The sequence below is a fragment of the Curtobacterium sp. PhB130 genome, assembly GCF_003755165.1.
Taxonomy (GTDB): Bacteria; Actinomycetota; Actinomycetes; order Actinomycetales; family Microbacteriaceae; genus Curtobacterium.
The window spans coordinates 79,208-80,409 of record NZ_RKII01000006.1; the positions used below are offsets into that span (position 1 = coordinate 79,208).

The window sequence follows — 1,202 nt, forward strand, 5'->3', positions numbered from 1 at the left end:
ACCGGCGAGAGCTTCCACCGGCGGACCGGGTCGAGCTGCCGGATCGCGAACCGGGTCCGCTGTTCCTTCCGGGTCACCGAGAACCAGAACTTCGTCACGTGGATGCCGGCGTCTACGAGCATCCGCTCGAACGACGGCGCCTGGGTCATGAACGTCTCGTACTGCTCGTCCGAGCAGAAGCCCATCACCCGCTCGACGCCGGCCCGGTTGTACCAGGAGCGGTCGAACATCACGATCTCACCGGCACTCGGCAGGTGCTCGACGTAGCGCTGGAAGTACCACTGCCCCTGCTCGCGCTCGCTCGGCTTCGACAGGGCGACCACCCGGGACGTCCGCGGGTTGAGGTGCTCGGTGAACCGCTTGATCGTGCCGCCCTTGCCCGCGGCGTCGCGGCCCTCGAACAGGATGATCGCCTTGCGGCCCTCGTCCTCGAGCCAGTACTGGAACTTCAACAGCTCGACCTGCAGGCGGTACTTCTCGAACTCGTACTCGTCGCGGTCCATCCGCTCGTCGTACGGGTAGTCCTCGCGCCACGTGTGGATCGGGTTGCCCTGGGGGTCGATCAGCTCCGGGTCGGGCGTGTGCGCGTCGCTGACCGTGAACCCGCGCTGGCGGAGGTCCTCGATGTACTCGCGGAGGTCCGCGGTCGGGGTGGCGTCCAGCATCGTCGTGCTCCCTGTCCGGCCGCTGTCGTCCGTGCGGCGCTGCCCCGTGTCTACCGGGTCGTGGTGAACGGGAGCGGAACGCGACCGGCTGGTGCCCCTGGAGGGACTCGAACCCCCAACCCTTTCCTTAGGACGGAACTGCTCTTCCATTGAGCTACAGAGGCCGGCCCGACCACTCTAGCGGGAGCCGGCCGAGGGCCCGCCCGCCGCCGGCTCCGGCCCGTCAGGCCCGGTACGGCTCGAGGAACCGGACGAGCTCCGCCGCGTACGACCCCGGCTGCTCGAACGGCGCGAAGTGCCCGCCCCGCGGCAGTTCCGCGACGTACACCAGGTTGGTCGTCCGCTCCAGCCACTCCCGCGGCGCCGTGACGAGGTCCCCCGGGTAGAGCGAGAACCCCGACGGTGTCTCCACCCGTCGTGCGGACTGCTCCGGCGAGATCGCCGCGTTCGCGTGGTACATCCGCATCGCGGAGCCGATCGTGCCCGTGGCCCAGTACTCGGTGACGAGCGCCAGGACCTCGTCCCGCGTGTACACGG

General features: G+C 69.4%; 2 protein-coding genes and 1 tRNA gene. All 3 read right to left on the minus strand.

Features of this window, described 5'->3' with window-relative positions:
* Positions 1 to 665, minus strand: a 665-nt coding sequence (locus EDF24_RS00440; protein WP_123701406.1) for a polyphosphate kinase 2, incomplete at its 3' end; no start/stop codon positions are given.
* Positions 666 to 754: 89 nt separating this feature from the next.
* A tRNA-Arg gene (locus tag EDF24_RS00445) sits at positions 755 to 829 on the minus strand.
* Positions 830 to 888: 59 nt separating this feature from the next.
* The coding region (locus EDF24_RS19410; RefSeq protein ID WP_395867066.1) for an alpha/beta fold hydrolase at positions 889 to 1,202 on the minus strand (314 nt) is incomplete at its 5' end.